Origin of the sequence: Mesorhizobium sp. M7A.F.Ca.US.005.03.2.1 (genome assembly GCF_003997795.1) — a bacterium.
GTDB lineage: Bacteria > Pseudomonadota > Alphaproteobacteria > Rhizobiales > Rhizobiaceae > Mesorhizobium > Mesorhizobium ciceri.
The window spans coordinates 1-3,280 of record NZ_RZRP01000717.1 but is presented as its reverse complement, the minus strand read 5'-3'; the positions used below and the strand labels follow the sequence as shown (position 1 = coordinate 3,280).

The window sequence follows — 3,280 nt, the reverse complement described above, 5'->3', positions numbered from 1 at the left end:
CAATTCGTACAGAGCCAGTATTGCTTCGACGTGCCCATGTTCCGCACCTACATGCAAAAGGTGCGCGACCTCGGCTATACCGAAAAATGCTTCATCCTGGTTGGCGTCGGGCCGCTCGCCTCGGCCAAGACGGCCAAGTGGATCCGCTCGAACGTGCCGGGCATCCATATTCCCGATTCTGTCATCAAGCGGCTGGAAGGCGCCCAGGACCAGAAAAAGGAAGGCAAGCAGCTCTGCATCGACATCATCAACGAGGTGAAGGAAATATCAGGTGTTTCCGGCGTTCACGTGATGGCCTACCGACAGGAAGAATATGTTGCCGAGATCGTCGATGAATCGGGCGTGCTGAAGGGCCGCCAGCCATGGAAACGTGAGATCCGCCGCGACGATCAGCTTGTCGCCGACCGGCTCGACAGCATCTTGCACGACGACATTACCGAAACGCAGGTGGACATGGTGAAGACCGCGCACTGACGGCGCGGACGGTCACCCATTCGCTTGAACGAAACCAGACAACGATATAAAGAAATCTTTATATCACGGCGGAGAGAATTTATGACCCGTACCATCGTCGCTTCGGCGACACGAGAAATCATCATCGGCTTCGACCAGCCGTTCTGCGTGATCGGCGAACGCATCAACCCGACCGGCCGCAAGAAGCTGGCCGCCGAGATGATCGCGGGCAATTTCGAGACCGTCATCAGGGACGCATTGGAGCAGGCAGCCTGTGGCGCCACCATGCTCGACGTCAACGCCGGCGTCACCTCGGTCAATCCGAACGAGACCGAACCCGGCCTTTTGGTGCAGACGCTGGAGATCGTGCAAGGGCTGGTCGACCTGCCGCTGTCGATCGACAGTTCCGTCACCGCCGCGATCGAAGCCGCACTCAAGGTTGCCAAGGGCCGCCCGCTCGTCAACTCCGTCACCGGCGAGGAAGAAAAGCTCGAAGCCATCCTGCCGCTGGTCAAGAAGTACAACGTGCCGGTCGTCGCCATCTCCAACGACGAAACCGGCATTTCGATGGACCCGGACGTGCGTTTCGCCGTCGCCAAGAAGATCGTCGAGCGCTGCGCCGATTTCGGCATTCCGGCGCATGACGTCGTCGTCGACCCGCTGGTCATGCCGATCGGCGCGCTGGGCGATGCCGGCCGCCAGGTCTTCGCGCTGCTGCGTCGCCTGCGTGAAGAGCTCAAGGTCAACACCACCTGCGGCCTGTCCAACATCTCTTTCGGCCTGCCGCATCGCCACGGCATCAACGCCGCTTTCATCCCGATGGTGATCGGCGCCGGGATGACCTCGGCCATCATGAACCCGGTGCGGCCGCAGGAAATGGAAGCCGTGCGCGGGGCCAATGTGCTGAACGGCACCGACGAGAACTGCACCAACTGGATCCGCACCTACAAGGATTACAAGCCGGCCGAAGGCGGCCAGGCCGTTGCCGCCCCGACGCAAGTCAATGCGCCGGGCGACGGCGCCGGCAATGGCGGTCGCCGCCGTGGCGGCCGTGAAGCCCGGATGGGCCGAGGGTAAGCGCGCAATCGTGAATTCACCTGCAAACATCACCGACCCGCTCGTGCTGTTCATGCCGTCGGGCAAGCGCGGGCGGTTTCCTGTCGGCACCCCGGTGCTCGATGCCGCGCGCCAGCTCGGCGTCTATGTCGAAAGTGTGTGCGGCGGACGCGCCACTTGCGGGCGTTGCCAGATCGAAGTGCAGGAAGGCAATTTCGCCAAGCACAAGATCACCTCCTCCAACGACCACATCACGCCCAAGGGCGCCAAGGAAGAGCGCTATGAGCACGTCCGCGGCCTACCCGAACGGCGTCGCCTCTCCTGCTCGGCACAAATCCTCGGCGATCTCGTCATCGACGTGCCGCAGGACACCGTCATCAACGCGCAGACCATCCGCAAGGATGCCGACACCAGGGTCATCGCCCGCGATGCGGCGATCCGTATGTGCTATGTCGAGATCGAAGAACCCGACATGCACAAGCCGCTTGGTGATCTCGACCGGCTGAAGATCGCGCTGATGCACGATTGGGGTTTGAAAAGCCTCGATTTCGATTTTTATCTGCTGCCGCAGGTGCAAGGCATCCTGCGCAAGGGCAACTGGACCGCGACCGCCGCCATCTACAAGGATGCCGACTCTGAGACAGCGCGCGTCGTAGCACTTTGGCCCGGCCTCAAGAACGAAGCCTATGGGCTGGCCTGCGATATCGGCTCGACCACCATCGCCATGCATCTGGTGTCGCTGCTGTCGGGCCGCGTCGCCGCCTCGTCGGGCACCTCGAACCCGCAGATCCGCTTCGGCGAGGATCTGATGAGCCGCGTCTCCTATGTGATGATGAACCCGGACGGCCGCGAGGGCATGACGGTCGCCGTGCGCGAGGCGATCTCGGGTCTCGTCGACAAGGTCTGCGCCGAAGGCAATGTCCAGCGCAACGACATCCTGGACAGCGTCTTCGTCGGCAATCCGATCATGCACCATCTGTTCCTCGGCATCGATCCGACCGAGCTTGGCGGTGCCCCCTTCGCGCTCGCCGTTTCGGGCGCGGTGCACATCAAGGCATCCGACATCGGCCTCAAGCTCAACCAGGGCGCCAGGCTCTATATGCTGCCTTGCATCGCCGGCCATGTCGGTGCGGATGCGGCGGCGGTGACGCTGTCGGAAGGCCCGCATCGCCAGGACGAGATGATGCTGATCGTCGATGTCGGCACCAATGCCGAGATCGTGCTCGGCAATCGCCAGCGGGTGGTTGCGGCCTCCTCGCCCACCGGCCCTGCCTTCGAGGGCGCCGAAATCTCCGGCGGCCAGCGAGCAGCGCCGGGCGCCATCGAGCGCGTGCGCATCGATCCCGATACGCTTGAACCGAAATACCGCGTCATCGGCTCTGAACTGTGGTCCGACGAGCCGGGCTTCCTGGAAAGCGTCCAGGCGACCGGCGTCACCGGCATCTGCGGCTCCGGCATCATCGAAGTGGTGGCGGAGATGTATCTCGCCGGCATCATTTCCGAGGACGGCGTCATCGACGGCGGGCTTTCGGCGCGCTCGCCACGCGTTACGGCCAACGGCCGCACCTTCTCCTATGTGCTGAAGGACGGCTCCGCCGCATTGACGGAAGATGGGCCGAAGATCACCATCACCCAGACCGATGTGCGCGCCATCCAGCTTGCCAAGGCAGCGCTTTATGCCGGCACCAAGCTGTTGATGGAAAAGCAGAACACCGAGCATGTCGACCGCATCCATTTCGCCGGCGCCTTCGGCTCCTTCATCGATCCGAAA

The 3,280-nt window shown here is 62.8% G+C and carries 3 protein-coding genes; all 3 read left to right on the top strand.

Annotated elements, in window-relative coordinates; translation table 11 throughout:
- Window positions 1–474: methylenetetrahydrofolate reductase (locus tag EN991_RS28950; RefSeq protein ID WP_164769438.1), on the top strand; the 474-nt coding region annotated here is incomplete at its 5' end.
- 81 nt (window positions 475–555) lie between these two features.
- Complete coding sequence (locus EN991_RS28945; protein ID WP_013531167.1) at window positions 556–1,530, top strand: methyltetrahydrofolate cobalamin methyltransferase; 975 nt, start codon at window positions 556–558, stop codon at window positions 1,528–1,530.
- On the top strand, window positions 1,481–3,280 hold a 1,800-nt coding region (locus EN991_RS28940), incomplete at its 3' end, for an ASKHA domain-containing protein (RefSeq protein ID WP_127370031.1). The genes EN991_RS28945 and EN991_RS28940, both read left to right, overlap by 50 nt.